This window comes from Lutibacter sp. A64, from assembly GCF_022429565.1.
In the GTDB taxonomy this organism is placed as follows: domain Bacteria; phylum Bacteroidota; class Bacteroidia; order Flavobacteriales; family Flavobacteriaceae; genus Lutibacter.
The window spans coordinates 3,963,156-3,982,995 of record NZ_CP092487.1 but is presented as its reverse complement, the minus strand read 5'-3'; the positions used below and the strand labels follow the sequence as shown (position 1 = coordinate 3,982,995).

The following is a 19,840-nucleotide window of genomic DNA, read 5'->3' as shown; positions in this document are numbered from 1 at the left end:
AGATACCTCAAACTTTTAATTAAATTTATCTGCAACAGCTTTCATTGCTATTTGTATTGCCGAACGCACCTTATAAATATCTCTTTTTGTCATAGCAGTTGCCAAAAACCAAGATTCAAATTGTGATGGTGGTAAGAATACTCCGTGCTCCATCATTTTCCAAAAGAATGTTTTAAACTTTTTGGTATCACTGGTTTGAGCTGTTTTAAAATCTACTACTTTTTCTTTAGTAAAGAATGGATTTAACATAGACCCAAATCTATTTACTTGTAAATCTATACCATTTTCTTTGGCTGCAGCTTTCATTTCACGCTCTAAAAATGCTGCAGTTTTTTCAAAATCTTTATATGGATCTTGTTTTTTTAATTCTTTTAAAGTTGCAATACCACAAGACATTGCTATTGGATTTCCAGACAATGTTCCAGCTTGATACATATCACCTAGAGGTGAAACCATTTCCATAATTTCATTTCTTGCTCCATAAGCACCTACTGGAAAACCTCCACCTACTACTTTTCCTAAACAAGTAATATCAGCTTCAAAACCTAACAATTCTTGTGCTCCTCCAAATTGAGATCTAAAACCAGTCATTACCTCATCTGCTATTAATAAAACACCACTAGCTTTTGTTAATGCTCTTAATTCTTCAATAAAATCTTCATTTGGTTGAATAACACCCATATTTCCAGCTATTGGCTCAATAATAACAGCTGCTACATCATCTTTTCTTAAATGTTTTTCTACACTATCTATATTATTATACTCTGCAATAAGCGTATTTCTTACAGCTTCTTCTGGTACTCCTTTACTTCCAGGAATACTTAATGTTGCTAAACCAGAACCCGCTGCAACCAATAAAGCATCGGAATGACCATGGTAACAACCAGAAAATTTTATTATTTTATTTTTGCCTGTAAACGCTCTAGCCAAACGAATTGCACTTAAAACAGCTTCTGTACCAGAGTTTACAAAACGAACTTTATCCATACCAGGAAAGGCATCACAAACCAAGCCTGCTAGTATTATTTCTCCTTTGGTTGAAGCTCCAAAAGTATATCCGTTTTTTAAGTATTTTTTTATAGTTTTTTCAACGGTACTATTTCTATGACCTAAAATCATTGGACCATAAGATAAAACCATATCAACATACTCATTTCCATCAACATCATAAATTTTACTTCCTTTGGCTTTTTCAATAAAAATAGGAACTCCACCAACAGATTTAAATGCCCTTACTGGTGAATTTACCGCTCCAACTAAATGTTTTTTACCTTTTGTATAAAGTTCTATGGATTTTTCTAATTTCATAATGTTTTATTTTTTTAATAATCTTGCTACCTCTTTAGCAAAATAAGTAATAATAATATCGGCTCCTGCCCTTTTCATAGACAATAAGCTTTCCATCATTACACGTTCACCATCAATCCACCCTTTTTCTGCTGCCGCTTTTATCATTGCATATTCTCCACTTACATTATAACACGCAATTGGACGGTCAAAATTATTTTTTAAATCTCTAATAATATCTAAATAAGCTAAGGCCGGTTTTACCATTAAAATATCTGCCCCTTCTTGATCGTCAAAAGTTGCTTCGCGCAAACCTTCATCTCTATTTGAAGGATCCATTTGATACGTTCTTCTATCTCCAAAAGTTGGCGCTGAATCTGCAGCGTCTCTAAATGGTCCATAAAATGCAGAAGAGTATTTTACAGCATACGACATAATTGGCAAATTAGAAAAACCTGTATTATCAAGCGCTTCTCGAATAGTTTCAATCATCCCGTCCATCATTCCTGAAGGCGCAACCATATCAACACCTGCTTTTGCATGTGAAATTACTTGTTTCGATATATTTACTAAAGTTGCATCATTATCCACATCTTTATCGTGAATAATTCCACAATGTCCGTGACTTGTATATTCGCAAAAACAAACGTCTGTAATTACATATAAACTCGGGTAATTTTTTTTAATAAAACGAATTGCTTGTTGCATAATTCCTTCATCATTCCATGTTTCAGAACCGGTATCATCTTTTTTTGAAGGAATTCCAAATAACAATACTGCAGGAATATCTAAAGCCACAACTTCATCTAATTCTTTTGAAATAGTATCTAAAGAGTACCGCTTAATTCCTGGCATTGAAACAATTTCTGCTTCAATATTTGTACCTTCTTCAATAAATAAAGGGTAAATTAAATCGTCTATTGTTAGTTTATTTTCTCTAACTAAGCGGCGAATATTTTCTGTTTTACGTAAACGTCTGGTTCTATTCATTTTAATACTATTTAATTATTTATTAAGTATTGATTTATAGCTTTTAACTATTTTCAATAATATCTTCAAAATACTTATTTACAGACTTTAACACACTTTCTACAGTAGATAATTTTGAAACAACAACATTTTTAAAGTGTTTTTTAGCTTCTTCTCCTGTAGTTGCACCAATACAAAAAGCCACAATATCATTAGCTACATTTTCTTTTAAATAGCTTTCTACACCTGAAGGACTATAAAATAGGATTCCTTTATATTTTTCTTCAATTTTTCTTGGTGTTAGTTGTGTTTGGTAACACTCAACCTCATTAACTTTAATATTATTTTCGGTTAATTTAGTTGGAAGTTCATCTCTTCGTTTATTTCCACAGAAAAAAGTAACCTCATCTTCTTTTAAATTAGAGATTAAATAATCTGTAAGTTTTTCTGCAGAATTTTCAATATGAGCAACTTTACCTATGCGCTTTTCTATCAATCGTTTTGTTCTTCTTCCAACGCAATAGATATTTTCAAAATCTAATTCCATAGGAGAAAAATTGCTCAACAGTGCTTCTACAGCATTTTGACTCGTAAAAAGCACATTTTTAAGAGGTTTTTTAACCACTATTGGTCTTAGTCTATTATTTCTAATTGTTATAAAATCGCTACTTGTTACTCCTATTTTTGAGTTTAACAAATTAGTTTGATCGTGAGAAAGGCTTTTTGTAGAATAAATAAGTGTCGATTTTTCTATATCAATTATTTGACGCATTATTTTTTTACCACCTCTTTCTAGAATATAATTTGCACCAAACTTTCCTAAATCAGTTGCATTGTTTGCTGCAACTTCCTTATAAAATTCCATTTTTTGTTTTCCATCTGGACTAAACAACGCGCCTTTAAATTTTATTTCATCATCAAAAATCATTGCCAAGGCACCAATTGGAGCAGTACAACCACCTTCTAAAGTTTGTAGAAAATCGCGTTCAATTTTAACACAAATTGCAGTTTCTTCGTGATTTATTTCTTTACAAGCTTCTAAAATTTCTTCGTTTTTTTCTAAAGCAACAACCATTACAGCGCCTTGAGCTGGTGCAGGAATCATCCAATCTAATTTTATATGCTTTTCTTTTTCAGGCAATAATTTTAATCGTTTTAAACCTGCAGTTGCAAATATAGCTCCATCCCAATCGCTCTCTTCTAATTTTTGCAAACGTGTAATTACATTACCTCTAATTCCTGTAATTTTATGATGTGGATAACGATATAACCATTGTGCTTTTCTACGTAAGCTTCCAGTTGCAATAGTTGCTGTATCTTGTGTGAAAAAATTTTCATCTTCTTTAATTACCAATACATCATTAAAATCACCTCTTTTTATATAAGCTGCTTGCACAATTCCTTCAGGTAATTTTGTAGGTACATCTTTAGAAGAGTGCACCGCAATATCTATCTCACCATTTAACAGAGCAATATCTAAATTTTTGGTAAAAACTCCAGTGATTCCTAATTCATATAAAGGTTTATCTAAAACAACATCTCCTAAAGAATCTATTTTTACAATTTCTGTTTTATGACCGAAATGCTCTAATTGTTGTGCAACGGTATTAGCCTGCCAAAGTGCTAGTTCACTTGAGCGCGTACCAATTCTAATAATTTTATCCATTCTAAATTTCGGTTTTTTCTAAGTCGAATATTTTGCTAATCACATTTATGCTTTGATCCACCGAAGTTTCTTCATCTTTTAAATGTTTTACAAATTGTGTAGTTATTTTTTGAATCATTCTGTTAGTTACAAACTCTGCATGTTCAACATTAAAATCCTTTATTTTTTTTGAATGAAAATCAATTTCATCGTGTTGAATTGCTTGTAAAGATTCTTTTAACGCATTTACAGCTGGCACATATTTTCTATGTGAAATCCAGTCACAAAATTCATTTTTATATTTTTCAATTATTTCTTCAGCTAAAGGAATTTGTGCTTTACGCGTTTCAATAGTTCTATCTGTAATTTTAGAAAGTTCATCTACATTTATCAATCGAATACCTGGCTCTGATTTTACAGCAAAATCAACATTTTCTGGCATTGATAAATCTATAATCAACATTTCATTACCTGCTTTTAAGTGCGATTTTAAGACTGTTGGTGTTGTAGACCCCGTAGAAACAATTAAAATATCTGCTGCATGTATTTCTTCTGTTAAATTAGAAAAATCAACAACCTTTACATCTTTATGCACTTGTTCAAAACCAATTGCTTTTTCAAGAGTTCTATTAACTAAAGTAATATTTCTATTTGAAGTATATTCCAATAAGTTTTTACAGGTATTTTTTCCTATTTCGCCTAAGCCGTAAATTAAAACTTTTTTATTGTTATAATCTTCTACCGTATCAATAATATATTGAATTGCAGCATAGGCTACTGAAGTTGTTCCAGAGCTTAATTTAGTATTGTTTTTAACACTTTTGCTCGCGTGCAATACCAAGTTCATTAATCGCTCTAAATAAGCATTTGTTGTTCCTAATTTTTTAGCTAATTTATAAGCTTGTTTTAACTGACCTACTATTTCATAATCGCCTAAAATTTGACTATCTAACCCTGTGGCAATATTAAACAAATGATTTATTGCTTCGTTATTTTTATTAACATACGATACATTTATAAAATCTTCTACACTTCCATTAGAGTATTTAGTTAACAAACTAATTAACTCAAACGGGTGCTTAGCAAATCCCGTAATTTCAGTTCTATTGCAAGTAGATAAAACAAAAATTCCCTCAATCCCTTTTTCTTTAGCCTCAACTAATAAAAGTTTTTGATTTTCTTTAGTTAAACTAAAAGCCCCACGCACTTTTACATCTGCTTTTTTATAACTTAAACCTACGTTGTAAAACTTTGTAGGTAAATTCTCTAAACTCATAAAATTTTGTATTACCAATAAGTATCGACAAAAGTACAAATATATTATTGCTCAAAACAACGACAAAAGTACTTTTATTGTCGAGATAAGTTATTTGCTCTAATTTAGAACATCTCTAAATAACAAATTATTAAACACTAACTCCATATTAATCAGCAAAATAAAGCTTTAAAAAATATGACTTATATCATATTTTATAATAAAAAAAACAATTTAGAGTATAAATATTTATCGTACTTTTGTAATTATTTTATAGAATTTTTAGAAAAATGACTTATGAAATCTAATCTTGAAAATTACAAATATATCGACAAAAGTACCAATCTGCTTTTTAACGATAAAGACACTTTTAAAGTTTATCATTTCAACAACTTAACTTCTAACAACCAGTTATTTCAACAGCAATTAACTAACAACTACATTCAAATTTACTTTTGCAACACCCATAAATGTATTGTTGCTTTTAATTTTGAACATTGCGCAACACATTTAGAAGCCGGAAATTCTACAATGGTTTATTTTAAAGATGAAAAAATGAACATTCTTTATAATTTACCTCCAAGAAATGAACTAATTTCTGTTTTAATTTCTATAGAATATTTTCATTCATTATTTTCTATTGATGGTAATTTTTTATTTAACTTTAATAGTTTTAAAATTGGAAAGCCAATTATAGAACCTAAACCAATAACACCAACAATTCAACACATATTAAATCAATTAATTTCAAAACAAATTACCAAGGCTTTACGTCCCGTTTTTATTAAAGGTAAAGTGTATGAATTATTAAGTTATTATTTTAACACTTCTAATGCAAATGAGAACGAAAACGAAAATTGCCCATACATAGCAAATGAAGAAACTGTAAGCAAAATAAAACGCGCTAAAGAAATAATTATTGAAGAAATGACCAACCCTCCATCTCTAGAGAACCTAGCAAAAAAAGTGGGGTTAAATATAAAAAAATTAAAGACAGATTTTAAAGAGTTTTATGGTGTACCTGTTTTTACTTTTTTATTAAATTATAAAATGGATTTGGCTAAAGAATTACTTAAAGAACAACGATTAAATGTAAACGAAATAGCTGCGCAATTAGGTTACAGCACATCAAGCCATTTTATTGCAGCATTTAAAAGAAAATTTAAAATAACACCAAAACAATACGCAAAATCGTAATTATGAAAGGAGCATTATTAGTAAATTTAGGTTCTCCAGATAGCACCTCTGTAAAAGATGTAAAAAATTATTTGGACGAATTTTTAATGGATAAGCGAGTAATTGACACACCTTACCTTGTTAGAGCTTTTGTGGTAAAAGGAATTATTTTAAATACACGACCAAAAAAATCTGCCGAAGCTTATAAAAAAATATGGTGGCCGGAAGGTTCTCCTCTTATTGTTTTATCTGAAAGGTTGCACAAAAAAGTACAACAAAGTTCTAACATCCCTGTTGAATTAGCAATGCGTTATGGAAATCCTTCCATAAAAAAAGGTATTCAAAAATTAGCAGATCAAGGAGTGACAGAAATTTTCTTAATTCCATTGTACCCACAATTTGCAATGGCTACAACAGAAACCATTGTTGTTTTAGCTAATAAAATTGTAAAAAAACAATTTCCACATATAAAAATTACAGATCTTCCTGCTTTTTACAACAACACATCTTATATTAAAGCTCTAAGTAATAGTATTCAAAAACATTTAGAAATAGAGAAACCAGACCATTTATTATTTTCGTATCATGGTGTACCAGAACGTCACATAAAAAAATCTGACATTACAAAATCGCATTGTAAAATTGATGGTAGTTGTTGTAACACTCCTTCACCAGCACACGAATTTTGTTACAGACACCAGTGTTATCAAACCACAAAAAATGTTGCTGAATTTTTAAATTTAAAAGAAGGAACTTATAGCACTTCGTTTCAATCGCGTCTAGGAAAAGATCCTTGGTTACAACCTTATACCGATAAAACTATTGATGAATTTGCAAAAAATGGTGTTAAAAATTTAGCAGTTGTAACACCTGCTTTTGTTTCAGACTGCTTAGAAACTCTAGAAGAAATTGGAATGGAGGCAAAAGAATCTTTTGAAGAAAATGGAGGTACACACTTCTCAACAATTCCTTGTTTAAACGATGATGCTGTCTGGGTAAACACTGTTACAAATTGGATTAATAATTGGGCAAAATAAAATGGAATATCTATACATAAAATCACTTCACATTATATTTATAACAACCTGGTTTGCAGGATTATTTTATATTATTCGTTTGTTTATATATTTTAAAGAAGCTGAAGAAAAACCAGCTGAAGAAAAAGCAATTTTAACCAAACAATACCAATTAATGATAAAAAGACTTTGGTATATTATTACCTGGCCTTCTGCAATTTTAGCTACAACTTTTGCTATTATTCTACTAATTTTACAACCTGTCTGGCTTCAACAAAGTTGGATGCATATTAAACTAGCATTTGTTGCATTGTTGTTTTTTTACCACGGAACCTGTCAAGTAATCTACAAACAAACTCAAAATAACACCTTAAAATATTCTTCAACATTTTTAAGAATCTGGAATGAAGTTGCTACTATAATTTTATTTGCTTGTGTATTTTTAGTAGTACTTAAAAATTCTTTAGGATGGGTTTTTGGAACTGTTGGTATTATTGGTTTTTCAATTTTATTAATGCTAGGTATTAAATTATATAAAAACATTAGAAATAAAAATAGTTGGGACAAATAAATTATTTTTATCAATGCTTCAACTACTTTTTAAAATCTTTATTAAGTTAATACTATTTAACAATTTTACTTCTGAAAAAATCATTAAAAACACATTTTAAACAACAATATAAAAAGCTACATATCAACTCATTAAACCATTAAAATGATTAAAATCATTTTATAAACGAAAACGATTTCGTACTTTTAACTTCTTGCAAAGAAAAACTTGTAACGTTAAAACTTATGAAAAAACTTTTACTAGGAAACGAAGCTTTAGCTCAAGGAGCAATTGATACTGGTATCTCTGGTGTTTACGCCTATCCTGGAACTCCATCAACAGAAATCACTGAATACATACAAAACTCTAAAATAGCACAAGAGTTAAACATTCACTCTAAATGGTCTGTGAATGAAAAAACGGCCATGGAAGCCGCTTTAGGAATGTCGTACGCAGGGAAAAGAGTATTAACCGTTATGAAACATGTAGGTTTAAATGTAGCAGCTGATGTCTTTATGAATATGGCTGTTTCAGGAATAAATGGAGGTTTGGTTGTTGTTGTAGCCGACGATCCTTCTATGCATTCTTCGCAAAACGAACAAGATTCTAGAAATTATGGAAAATTCGCAATGATTCCTATTTTTGAACCTACAAATCAACAAGAAGCTTATGATATAACAACGTATGCATTTTACCTTTCAGAACAGCTAGCTTTACCAATTATGATTAGAATGGTTACAAGACTTTCACATTCTAGAGCTGCAATTAATATTGGTAAAAGAAATACTCAAAACACTATTAAATTATCAAAAAATCCACACCAATTTCAGCTTATTCCAATGCACGCTCGTAATAGATATCAACATTTAGTTGGTATTCAAAGTGATATTAGAGAAAATTCAGAAAATAGTTATTTCAATAAATTTATTGAAGGCCCAAATACATCAATGGGAATTATTGCTGCAGGTATAGCTTTTAATTATTTAATGGAAAATTTTGAAAATGATAGTTGTCCGTACCCAATTCTTAAAATATCTCAATATCCACTACCAAAAAGACAAGTAAAAAAACTTTTTGATAAGTGTAAAAAAATATTGGTTTTAGAAGATGGCGCTCCTTTTATTGAAGAATTAATTGCTGATTATTTTGATGAAAACAAAAAAGTTATAGGAAGACTAACAGGGCATTTAAACAGAGTTGGAGAGTTAAATCCAGACAATATTGCTGAAGCTTTAGGTTTTGAAAGGACTTTTGCTAATAAAATTCCAAAAATAGTTACCCCAAGACCTCCAGAATTATGTGTTGGTTGTGCTCATAGAGACTTATTTGATGCTATTAACCAATTAAAAACAGAAAACACAAAACAACAAGTTTTTGGCGATATTGGTTGCTATGCACTTGGCTCCTTACCTCCATATGAAAGTATAAATACATTAATAGATATGGGTGCTTCCATAACTATGGCTAAAGGTGCTTCAGATGCAGGAATACATCCTTCAATTGCAATTATAGGTGATTCAACTTTTACACATTCTGGTATGACTGGCCTATTAGATGCCGTTATAGAAAACACTCCAATTACTGTAATTATATCCGATAATTCTGCAGTTGCAATGACAGGTGCACAAGATTCTGCTGCTTCTGGAAGACTTATAAATATATGTAAAGGAATTGGTGTTGATAAAGATCATTTAAAAGTTATAACTCCACTTCATAAAAAATTAGATGAAAACATAGATGTAATCAGAAATGAAATTAACTACAAAGGCGTTTCAATTGTTATTTCACAACGACCTTGTGTTCAACTTTCCAAAGAAAAAAAAGATCAATTAAAAAAGCTAAAACAAGTAGCAATAAACTAAATATAAAATGAAAAGAAATATAATTTTGGCAGGTGTTGGCGGACAGGGTATTTTAACAATTGCCGCTATTTTAGATACTGCAACCATTAATAGCAACCTTAACATTAAACAATCTGAAGTCCACGGAATGAGTCAGCGAGGTGGTGCAGTGCAAAGTCACGTTAGAATTTCAGATAAAGAAATATTTTCTGATTTAATTCCTGAAGGAAAAGCAGATATTATAATCTCCGTAGAACCAATGGAATTATTACGTTACCTGCCTTTTTTAAAAAAAGATGGTTTTTTAATCACAGATTCCAATCCGTTTAAAAACATAAATAATTACCCAGAATTAGAAGATTTATACAAGGAAATTAAAATGCATAAAAACTCTATTTTAATTGATGCAAAAGAAATTGCCAAAGAAATTGGAAACTCTAAAGCTACCAATATTGTTTTATTAGGAGCTGCCGCTTCCCTGCTTCCTTTAAGTAATGATAGTTTGCAAAACGCAATTAAAACATTATTTGAAAGAAAAGGAGAACGCATTATCAATAAAAATTTAGAAGCATACGAAAAAGGAAAAGAAATTGCTTCTGTAATGGCTTCTTAATACTAAATTATAAATGTTACACAAAAAATTACTAAACCCTAAAAGCATTGTAATTATAGGAGCTTCAAACTCTATTGAAACTCCTGGAGGACGTGTATTAAAAAACCTTTTAGATCACAATTTTAAAGGTAAATTGTTTGCTGTAAATCCAAAAGGAACAAATGTACAAGGTATTAAATGTTATCAAAATGTAATAGACATTCCTAAAGTTGATACTGCAATAATTGCTATTTCAGCCAAATTTATATTAGAAACTATAAAAGTATTAACCCAGCAAAAAAACACCAAAGGTTTTATAATTTTCTCTGCTGGCTTTAGTGAAAAAGATTCCGAAGGAAAAAAACTAGAAAAAGCAATTGTTAAAGAAATTAATTCAGTTGGCGGCACCTTATTAGGTCCAAACAATATTGGCTTAATCAATCAAAATTATACCGGAGTATTTACCACTCCAATTCCAAAGCTGGATAAAAATGGCGTCGATTTTATTTCAGGATCTGGCGCTACCGCAGTTTTTATTATTGAAGCAGCTATGGAAACAGGCTTAACATTTTCTAGCGTGTATTCCGTTGGAAATTCTGCACAAATTGGTATTGAAGAAATATTAGAACATTTAGACGAATCGTTTGATAAAACCACAAGTTCAAAAGTAAAGCTACTTTATATTGAAAGTATAGAAAATCCTAAAAAACTACTAAAACACGCACGTTCATTAATATTAAAAGGCTGTAATATTGCCGCTATAAAAGCAGGAAGTTCTACTGCAGGAAGCAGAGCTGCAAGTTCACATACTGGAGCCTTGGCTAATTCGGATGTTGCGGTTGATGCGCTATTTAAAAAAGCTGGAATTGTACGTTGCTATGGTAGAAATGAATTAATTACTGTGGCTGCAATATTTATGTTTCCAGAATTAAAAGGCAAAAATATAGCCATTATTACACACGCTGGTGGACCAGCAGTAATGTTAACCGATGCACTTTCTAAAAACGGCTTACAAGTCCCCGAAATTAAAGATCCAAAAAGTAAGGAATTATTACATAAATTATTCTTAGGATCTTCTGTAGCTAATCCGATTGATTTTTTAGCTACAGGAAATGTAAAACAATTAGAAATAATTATCGATTACTGTGAAAACTGTTTTTCTGAAATTGATGCAATGGTTGTTATTTTTGGAAGTCCAGGTTTATTTAAAGTTTATGATGTGTATGATGTACTTCATAAAAAGATGAAAACTTGTAAAAAACCTATTTTCCCAATTTTACCATCGGTAGTAAATGTAAAAAAAGAAATAGCTTATTTTACTTCAAAAGGAAACATTCATTTTTCTGACGAAGTGTTGTTTGGTAATGCTCTAGGAAAAGTGATAAATACAGCTAAACCTAAAGTAACTTCAAAAGTAATTACAACAATTAATATCGAAAAAATTAGAACCCTAATTGATACAGCCAAAAATGGTTACTTAAAACCTCAACAAGTAAAAGAAATTCTAATCGCTGCCGAAATTCCAATTGTAAATGAAGTTATTTGCACTTCAAAAGACACTTGTATTGTAGCAGTTAAAAAATTTGGATTTCCAGTAGTTATGAAAGTTGTTGGTCCAATTCATAAAAGTGATGTTGGAGGAATTATTTTAAACATAACTTCTGAAGATACATTAATTACCTCGTTTTATAAAATAATGAAGATTGAAAGAGCTACTGCTGTTTTAATCCAACCTATGAAAAAAGGTATAGAATTATTTATTGGGGCAAAAAAAGAAACCAATTTTGGTCATTTAATTGTTTGTGGCTTAGGAGGAATTTACATTGAAGTTTTAAAAGATATACAAGTTGCGCTGGCTCCAATTTCTAAAAGTGAAGCGCTTGAAATGATTCAAAATTTAAAATCGTATAAAATAATTAAAGGTTTTAGAAACCAAAATGGTGTTGACGAAATGCTTTTTGCTGAAATAATTGAAAAAATATCAAATTTGGTTAGTATAGCTCCTGAAATTATAGAATTAGATTTGAATCCTCTTTTAGGTACTAAAAAAGAAATTTTTTCGGTTGATGCTAGAATTAGAATTGAAAAGTAGGTATTTTTATAGTGTGTACTACTTTTCTTCTAATAATCATTCCTGCTTCGGCAGGAATGAAAGCATTAAACAACATAAATTATTTAATAATTTCAACATATCCTCGAATATTTGGACTTGTACTTCCAATAATAAAATTAGTATCTTTTGGATGAATTTTAAAAGCTACTTTTTCATTTTTTAGCGATTCAAAATGTGCTATTATTTTTTTATTAGATAATGTAGAGTTATCAAAAACAATGGTATCAATTTTATTATTTTTTATGAGCTCTTTTATTTTTAAATAATCATCTATTAAAGTTTCTTTTACCAGTAGGTATTTTTCATTTAAAAAATCAACAATAAAATTATCGTCACCTAAATACAAAACATTAAAAGTAGGTTTACTAACAGCTTTCGTATTTTTATAATTTAAATATTTTAAGAAATACCATAACTCAATTCCTATTTTAATAAAAAAATCGTACACCTTATTTAACTTATAATGTTTCTTATAAAAAATACGCATTGCATTGTGAAAGTGACCTAAGTATTTTACATCTTTAATTGTGCTCTCTCCTTTAAAATGAATTATTTTAGTGCCCGAATAATAATAATTCTGATAACCATTTTTCAATAATTTTACACTTAAATCTATATCTTCACCATACATAAAATAAGCTTCATTAAAACCCTTAACTTCATTAAAAACAACTCTTTTAATAAACATAAAAGCACCAGAAGCAACTTTAATTTCTCCAGATGCATCCTCATCTAAATGCGTAGCATAATATTTACCATTTTGCTTGCTAGAAATACCAAAAAGCTTTTTAAAAGAAGTTTTTGGAGTTGGTATTCCTCTTTTACTTTCTGGGGCAAACACTCCCGACCCATCAATTAATTTCACACCTAAGACACCTAAATTTTGTTTCGTTTTTGAATAATTAAGTATACGTTCTAAAGTATCTTCGGCAATAATAGTATCTGGATTTAATATTAAAACATAGGTTCCTTTAGCTATTTTAACGCCTTGATTATTTGCTTTGGAAAAACCTACATTTTTTGTATTCTGAATTAAAACAACCTCAGGGTATTTTTGTTTCAGTAATTTACAACTTTCATCTGTAGAATTGTTATCAACCACAATAATTTCTGAATTTATATTTTTTGAAGCTGCTAGTATGCTTAAAATACATTGCTCTAAAAAATACCGTACATTGTAATTAACAATTACTATAGAAACATCCATAAAATTTTAAAGTGAATTTTCGAATGGAATTCTATTTACAATACTTCTACCTAAAGTCACCTCATCTGCATACTCTAGCTCATCACCAACAGCAATTCCACGTGCAATTGTAGATGTTTTAATTCCATATTTTTCTAATTGCTTAAAAATATAAAAATTGGTTGTATCACCTTCAATAGTTGAACTTAAAGCAAAAATCACTTCCTTAACAATACCTTTTTCGACCTTTTCAACCAAACTATCTATTGTTAAGTTTTGAGGTCCAACCCCTTCAATTGGAGAAATTTTACCACCCAAAACATGGTACAACCCCTTAAATCTAGATGTATTTTCTATAGCCATTACATCTCTAATATCTTCTACAACGCAAATAATTTCTTCGTTGCGTGAAGGATTTGCACAAATTTCACAAATTTCAAAATCAGAAATATTATGACATTTTTTGCACAACTTAATTTCATCAACTAAACTAGTTAACGCGGTTGCTAATTGATGCGTATGCGTGTTTGGCTGTTTTAACAAATGTAATACCAAACGTAATGCTGTTCTTTTACCAATACCTGGTAATTGAGAGACTTCATTTACAGCATTTTCTAAAAGTTTTGAAGAAAAATTCATATCGCAAATGTACAATTTCAAACGATATTCTCAATAATTTTAGTTTCTTTGTTCTCTATAAACTATTAAAACTAGTAAATGCAACCACTATATATTCTTTTACTAATTGCCACTTACTTTTGTGTACTTTTAGCTATTGCATATTTTACCGGTAAAAACGACTCTAACGACTCCTTTTTTAAGGCCGATAAAAGTTCTCCTTGGCATATTGTTGCCTTTGGTATGATTGGTGCCTCGTTATCTGGTGTTACTTTTATTTCTGTTCCTGGTTTGGTACAAAGTTCTCAATTTAGTTATTTACAAATTGTTGTGGGGTATTTATTTGGCTATTTTGTAATTGCTTATGTGCTTATACCTATATATTACAAATTAAAAGTTACATCTATATACGAATTTTTAAAACTACGATTTGGAACAAATTCACATAAAACAGGTGCATTTTTCTTTTTTATCTCAAGAGCTTTAATCGCTTCATTTAGATTGTTTTTGGTAGCTTCTGTGCTGCAATATTTTATTTTTGACGCTTGGAATATTCCTTTTGAAATTACAGTAATTCTATCAATTCTCTTAATTTGGGTTTACACATTTAAAGGAGGAATTAAAACAATAGTTTGGACAGACACACTGCAAACCTTGTTTATGTTAACAGCAGTTTTTGCTACTATTTTTATAATAATCAATCAATTAAATTGGTCTGTTACAGATATTTTTACATCTCAAGAATTTGAAAAATACAGTAAAATTATTTTTACAGATAATTTTAACGATAAAAATCACCTGATAAAATCATTTTTAGGAGGTATGTTTATAACCATTGCTATGACGGGTTTAGACCAAGATATGATGCAAAAAAACTTAACCTGCAAAAACATAAAAGAAGCACAATGGAATGTTGTTTCACTTGGCTTTATTTTAATTGTTGTAAATTTTGTTTTTTTAACCTTAGGCGCTTTATTATTTATTTATGCAAACAAGTTTGGTATTGCAGTTCCAACAGTTGATGGAGCCCTAAAAACAGATTTATTGTACCCAGAAATTGCATTAAATAGCAATTTAGGTGTTTTTATTGGAACTGTATTTATTTTAGGTTTAATTGCTGCAGCCTACTCAAGTGCAGACAGTGCATTAACATCGTTAACAACATCGTTCTGTATCGATTTTTTAGACATTGAAAATAAAGAAAAATCGAAACAAAAATTAATTCGAAAAAAAACACATATAACAGTCTCAATAGTACTGGTAGTAATAATTATAATGTTTAAATATGTATTAGAAGACAATGTAATTAACAGTTTATTACAAATTGTATCTTTTACTTATGGACCGTTATTAGGCTTATTTACTTTTGGAATATTTACAAAAATTGAGATTAAAGACAAGTATGTATGGATTGTTGGCGTTTTATCTGTTATAGCTACCTATTTTATAAATAGCCATTCAGAAACAATATTAAACGGTTATGTTTTTGGTTATGAGCTTTTAATTGTAAACGGATTTTTAACATTTTTAGGTTTATTGTTAATAAAAAAAACGAATTCGTAAATACTTTTTAAAAGAATTTAAAACTCTAAAAGATTTTTTATTTTTACACTATGGAAACGGACTTAAGTAATTATAGACGAAATTATAAAAAGATTGAACTCTCTACAAAAGATATTTCTGAAAACCCTATGGAACTATTTCAAAAATGGTTTTTTGAAGTAGAAAATTTTGGTGGAGACGCAGAAACAAATGCAATGACAGTTGCTACTATTGGCGCTGATGGATTTCCAAAAAGCCGAGCTGTATTATTAAAAAAATATACTTGGGAAGGATTTATTTTTTATACGAACTACAATAGCGAAAAAGGTAAAGCTATAGAAAACAATCCTAATGTATGCCTATCATTTTTATGGCATAATACCGAGCGACAAGTAATTATAAAAGGCGTTGCTGAAAAAATTTCAGAAAATATGTCTGATGGTTATTTTGAATCAAGACCCGACGGAAGTAAATTAGGCGCATGGGCATCAGACCAAAGTGAGCCTGTTCCTTCGCGTAAATATTTAGATGACAGATTAGCTTCTTTTGAAAGAAAATTCGAAAATAAAGAAATTACAAGACCTAAAAATTGGGGTGGCTATATTGTAAGACCAATAAGTATTGAATTTTGGCAAGGTAGACCTAATAGAATGCACGATAGAATTAGATATACTTTACAAGAGAATTATGATTGGAAAATTGAAAGATTAGCCCCATAATTTTATAAATTTGAAATTCAACTAACAACCCATGAAAACACTTTATATAGTTAGACACGCAAAATCTTCTTGGAAATACAAAAACATAAAAGATATTGACCGCCCTCTAAAAAAAAGAGGAATTAATGATGCCTATCTGGTTTCAAATGTTTTGCTAAAAAAAATAGCAACACCAGATGTTTTTATTTCAAGTTGTGCAAATAGAGCTTTGCATACCGGAATGATTTTTAGCTACACCTTTAACTATCCACTAGCTAACCTAAAAATTAGCAAATCACTCTACAATTTTAGCGATGGTTATTTAATTAAAACCGTAAAAGCCTTAGACGACGGCTTTGATTCTGCCATTATATTTAGCCACGATCACGGCATTAGCGATTTTGTTAATAAATTTGGTAGTATTCAATTAGACCATGTACCAACTTGTGGTGTAATTGGAATTAAATTTGACACAAACTATTGGAAAAACATTAAAAATGGTACCACAATTTTAACTGAATTTCCTAAAAACTATAAATAATATTATTTTGAAAATTGAAAAACTTGCAGGTATAGATATTGGATCAAATGCAATTAGATTATTAGTATCAAACGTAATCACAGATAAAAACAGTAAAATTCCCAGTTTTAAAAAATCAGCCTTAGTTCGTGTTCCAATTCGTTTAGGAGCTGACACTTTTTTAAAAGGTAATATTTCTGAAGACAACAGAAATAGAATGGTAAAAGCCATAAAAGCTTTTAAACTACTAATGGAAGTTCATGGTGTTGAAAATTATTATGCTTGTGCAACTTCTGCTATGCGTGAAGCTAAAAACGGACAAGAAGTGGCTTCCGAAATTTTAGAAAAAACTGGAGTTAAAATAAATCTAATTGATGGTAAAAAAGAAGCTGCTATCATATTCTCTACAGATTTAACTAATATTATTAAAAGCGACAAATCTTATGTATATGTAGATGTTGGTGGAGGAAGTACAGAAATAACTATTTTTTCAAATGGTAAAATAATCAATTCAAAATCGTTTAAAATAGGAACTGTTCGTTTACTTAATAAACAAAAATCATTTAAAGATATTTGGGAAAATATGGAGGTTTGGATTAAAGCAAACACCCAAAAACTAAATAAACCAACTTTAATTGGTTCTGGTGGCAATATTAATAAAATATTTAAATTATCTGGAAAACCTATAGGTAAACCACTTTCTTTAATTTATATGAAAGCTCAATATCAATTTCTTAAAAAAATGTCTTTTGAAGAACGTATTACTGAATTAGATTTAAATCCAGATAGAGCCGATGTTATAATTCCTGCTACAAAAATATACCTCTCTGCAATGAAATGGAGTAATTCAAAAAAGGTATTTGTTCCTAAAATTGGTTTAGCAGATGGTATTGTTAAAAGCCTTTATTTTAAAAACTTATAATCTTATTTTAACATTTTTTTAAGATTTTTAGCTATTTTTGTAATTAATTGTGACCTTTCCTTTTATTTTGTGTCATAATTTATACCATTTAGAAAATCTATTTGGAATTAACCTAATTTTTAAAATGCTAAAAAAAATGAAAAAATTATTATTTTCTATCACTCTATTGGTTTTTGGAGCTAGTGCATTTGCACAAGACCTACCAACTAACCCAGAACCTGGAAAATGTTACGTTCGTTGTAAAACTCCAGATATTTGGAAAAATGAAGATGTAACTATTGAAACAAAAGCTGCTTACAAAAAAATCACTACTGTTCCTGCTCAATACAAAACTATTACAGAAAGAGTACTTGTTAAAGAAGCTAGTCAACGTTTAGAAATTGTACCAGCTGTATACGAAACTAGAGATGTTGTAGTTGTTGTTAAAGAGGCTAGTCATAAATTAGAAGTTATTCCTGGAACTTTTGGTTCAGAAACTATAACCTATACTGCAAAAGAAGATGCTTCAAAATTAAATGTAATTCCTGCAACTTTTAAACCAGATTCTGAAACAATTGAAATTAAACCTGCAACTGCAGTTTGGCAAATGAGCGATGTAGCTCCTGATTGTGAATCAAGCGATCCTAACGATTGTAGATACTGGTGTTACAAACCAATTCCAGCTGAATATACTACCATTCCTTTAACAAAGTTAGATGTAGATGCACACACGCAAAGAACAAGTGTACCTGGTTTTGATAAAACTTACAAAAAAACAGTTGTAGCTAAACAACCTACTACAAGAAAAATTGAAATTCCAGAAGTTACAAAAGTTGTTAAAAAAACAGTTATGGTAACTCCTCCAACTACAAGAGTTATAGACATACCTGCTGAATACGAAACAATTTCTAAAGTTGTTTTAGTAAGTGATGCAACTGAAAAATCTGTAACTGTACCTGCTGAATACAAAACTGTTACAAAAGAGGTATTAGTTAAAAAAGGTGGTTTAACATCTTGGAAAGAAGTTGACTGTGAATTAACAGAAAATAGTATTTTACCAATTAACTGGAATTTAGCAAGTGCTACATTAACTAGCGAAGCTAAATCTATAATAGACACTCGTTTATTACCTGTTTTAAGAACTGGAGTAGCTGTTGCTCTTGAATCTCACACAGATTCTAGAGGAACAAAAGAAAGCAACCAAGACTTATCTGAAAGAAGAGCAATGGCTGTTTCTAACTACTTAATTTCTAAAGGAATTAATCCAAGTCAATTAACTGCTAATGGATTTGGTGAAACTAGATTAACTAACAGATGTTCTGATGGTGTTTCTTGTACAGAAAAAGAACACAGAGCAAATAGAAGAACTACATTTAGAGTTATTAACCAATAATATCTCTTTATTATAGATAAAAAAATCCGCTTTTCAGCGGATTTTTTTTATCTATATTTTTTAAGCATTTCGTCAAAAAAAGAATAATGATAACTAGGATCCCTCATTAAACTATAACTTTTTTTCCTTCCTATTTCTTTTCCTTTAGAGTTTACAATAACAATGGTAGGATATGATTTTACACCATACTTTTGCTTTAATTTATTATTATCTTTCCTCTGAGTAACAGAAACTAAATCTAAATTTCTAGGGAAATCAGCTTCGTAAAATATAAATTCATCTTTATATCCTTCTTTAAACTTATCTGTTTCAAAAATATCTGCAACTAACATTTTACAAGGTCCACACCAATCTGAACCTGTAAAATAAATCAACATAGGTTTATCTGAAGATTTTGTAAGTTTTTCTGCTTTTAAAAAATCTTGTTCCCAAATATTTTCTGAAATAGTATGCATTGCTACATTATCTTGAGCAAAACTTATAGCTGTAAAATTAATGCATATAAAAAAACTAAAAAAAACACGTTTCATAATTAATA

Annotated in this window: 18 protein-coding genes; 11 read left to right on the top strand and 7 right to left on the bottom strand. The window is 29.7% G+C overall.

Annotation, left to right across the window (positions count from 1 at the left end):
- Window positions 1–15: 15 nt before the first annotated feature.
- Genes hemL through hemA form a run of 4 tightly spaced genes read right to left on the bottom strand, consistent with a single transcriptional unit; the run spans window position 16 to window position 5,177 of the window.
- Complete coding sequence (hemL, locus tag MKD41_RS16145) at window positions 16–1,308, bottom strand: glutamate-1-semialdehyde 2,1-aminomutase (RefSeq protein WP_240243369.1); 1,293 nt, start codon at window positions 1,306–1,308, stop codon at window positions 16–18.
- A gap of 6 nt (window positions 1,309–1,314) precedes the next feature.
- Window positions 1,315–2,277 (bottom strand): porphobilinogen synthase, encoded by a 963-nt coding sequence (gene hemB / locus MKD41_RS16140; RefSeq protein ID WP_240243368.1) that lies wholly within the window; start codon window positions 2,275–2,277, stop codon window positions 1,315–1,317.
- 43 nt (window positions 2,278–2,320) lie between these two features.
- Window positions 2,321–3,922 carry a hydroxymethylbilane synthase gene (gene hemC / locus MKD41_RS16135; protein WP_240243367.1) on the bottom strand — a complete coding sequence of 534 codons (1,602 nt, stop codon included), beginning with the start codon at window positions 3,920–3,922 and terminating at the stop codon, window positions 2,321–2,323.
- 1 nt (window position 3,923) lies between these two features.
- Window positions 3,924–5,177 carry a glutamyl-tRNA reductase gene (hemA, locus tag MKD41_RS16130; RefSeq protein WP_240243366.1) on the bottom strand — a complete coding sequence of 418 codons (1,254 nt, stop codon included), beginning with the start codon at window positions 5,175–5,177 and terminating at the stop codon, window positions 3,924–3,926.
- Between the two features lie 276 nt (window positions 5,178–5,453).
- Between hemA and MKD41_RS16125 the strand changes: the two genes are divergently transcribed.
- From MKD41_RS16125 to MKD41_RS16100, 6 genes are all read left to right on the top strand, one after another.
- On the top strand, window positions 5,454–6,353 hold the full coding sequence (locus tag MKD41_RS16125; RefSeq protein WP_240243365.1) for a helix-turn-helix domain-containing protein: 900 nt from the start codon (window positions 5,454–5,456) through the stop codon (window positions 6,351–6,353).
- Between the two features lie 2 nt (window positions 6,354–6,355).
- Entirely contained in the window at window positions 6,356–7,369 is a 1,014-nt protein-coding gene (hemH, locus tag MKD41_RS16120) for a ferrochelatase (protein ID WP_240243364.1), read from the top strand.
- Between the two features lies 1 nt (window position 7,370).
- Window positions 7,371–7,919 carry a CopD family protein gene (locus MKD41_RS16115; protein WP_240243363.1) on the top strand — a complete coding sequence of 183 codons (549 nt, stop codon included), beginning with the start codon at window positions 7,371–7,373 and terminating at the stop codon, window positions 7,917–7,919.
- 224 nt (window positions 7,920–8,143) lie between these two features.
- Window positions 8,144–9,760 (top strand): thiamine pyrophosphate-dependent enzyme, encoded by a 1,617-nt coding sequence (locus tag MKD41_RS16110; RefSeq protein WP_240243362.1) that lies wholly within the window; start codon window positions 8,144–8,146, stop codon window positions 9,758–9,760.
- A gap of 7 nt (window positions 9,761–9,767) precedes the next feature.
- The gene (locus MKD41_RS16105; protein ID WP_240243361.1) at window positions 9,768–10,352 is read left to right on the top strand and encodes an indolepyruvate oxidoreductase subunit beta; all 585 of its coding nucleotides are present in this window, start codon (window positions 9,768–9,770) and stop codon (window positions 10,350–10,352) included.
- A gap of 13 nt (window positions 10,353–10,365) precedes the next feature.
- Entirely contained in the window at window positions 10,366–12,423 is a 2,058-nt protein-coding gene (locus MKD41_RS16100; protein ID WP_240243360.1) for an acetate--CoA ligase family protein, read from the top strand.
- 79 nt (window positions 12,424–12,502) lie between these two features.
- Here MKD41_RS16100 and MKD41_RS16095 read toward each other — a convergent pair whose 3' ends face one another.
- A complete protein-coding gene (locus MKD41_RS16095; RefSeq protein WP_240243359.1) occupies window positions 12,503–13,651 on the bottom strand; it encodes a glycosyltransferase family 2 protein in 1,149 nt (382 codons plus the stop codon).
- 6 nt (window positions 13,652–13,657) lie between these two features.
- Window positions 13,658–14,269, bottom strand: coding sequence for a recombination mediator RecR (gene recR, locus MKD41_RS16090; protein WP_240243358.1), 612 nt, complete (start codon window positions 14,267–14,269; stop codon window positions 13,658–13,660).
- Between the two features lie 78 nt (window positions 14,270–14,347).
- On the opposite strand from recR, the gene MKD41_RS16085 reads away from it, so the two are divergent.
- The 5 genes from MKD41_RS16085 (at window position 14,348) to MKD41_RS16065 (ending at window position 19,302) form a co-directional block, all read left to right on the top strand.
- Window positions 14,348–15,811 (top strand): sodium:solute symporter, encoded by a 1,464-nt coding sequence (locus MKD41_RS16085; protein ID WP_240243357.1) that lies wholly within the window; start codon window positions 14,348–14,350, stop codon window positions 15,809–15,811.
- Window positions 15,812–15,861: 50 nt separating this feature from the next.
- A complete protein-coding gene (gene pdxH, locus MKD41_RS16080) occupies window positions 15,862–16,509 on the top strand; it encodes a pyridoxamine 5'-phosphate oxidase (protein ID WP_240243356.1) in 648 nt (215 codons plus the stop codon).
- A gap of 31 nt (window positions 16,510–16,540) precedes the next feature.
- Entirely contained in the window at window positions 16,541–17,029 is a 489-nt protein-coding gene (locus MKD41_RS16075) for a SixA phosphatase family protein (protein ID WP_240243355.1), read from the top strand.
- A gap of 4 nt (window positions 17,030–17,033) precedes the next feature.
- Complete coding sequence (locus tag MKD41_RS16070; protein ID WP_240245055.1) at window positions 17,034–17,930, top strand: Ppx/GppA phosphatase family protein; 897 nt, start codon at window positions 17,034–17,036, stop codon at window positions 17,928–17,930.
- 136 nt (window positions 17,931–18,066) lie between these two features.
- A complete protein-coding gene (locus tag MKD41_RS16065) occupies window positions 18,067–19,302 on the top strand; it encodes an OmpA family protein (RefSeq protein ID WP_240243354.1) in 1,236 nt (411 codons plus the stop codon).
- 47 nt (window positions 19,303–19,349) lie between these two features.
- Here the strand turns inward: MKD41_RS16065 and MKD41_RS16060 are convergent, their stop codons facing one another.
- Window positions 19,350–19,832: a thioredoxin family protein gene (locus MKD41_RS16060; RefSeq protein WP_240243353.1), complete on the bottom strand. Its 483-nt coding sequence runs from the start codon at window positions 19,830–19,832 to the stop codon at window positions 19,350–19,352.
- Window positions 19,833–19,840: the final 8 nt, after the last annotated feature.